Genomic DNA, 235 nt, shown 5'->3' on the forward strand with positions numbered 1-235 from the left:
TTTCCTACTAACTGATCAGCCACTGCAAAAACCGACCCTTCAGGCGCAACATAATCAATTAAGCCTACACTATGTGCTTCCTCGGCTGTTAGCACTTTTCCTTCCCAAATCATTTGTTTTGCCTTTACAGTGCCAATTCTTTCCTTCATAAAGAAATGACCCCCACCATCTGGTATTAAGCCAATCCCGATAAAGTTCATTGCCAGCTTGCTATTTTCACAAGCAACGATAATAT

General features: G+C 41.3%; 1 protein-coding gene. It reads right to left on the bottom strand.

Annotated elements, in window-relative coordinates; translation table 11 throughout:
* On the bottom strand, window positions 1–235 hold a 235-nt coding region (locus SB660_RS23890; protein ID WP_410585098.1), incomplete at both ends, for an enoyl-CoA hydratase-related protein.

Origin of the sequence: Bacillus sp. SIMBA_005 (assembly GCF_046535585.1) — a bacterium.
Taxonomy (GTDB): domain Bacteria; phylum Bacillota; class Bacilli; order Bacillales; family Bacillaceae; genus Bacillus; species Bacillus pumilus.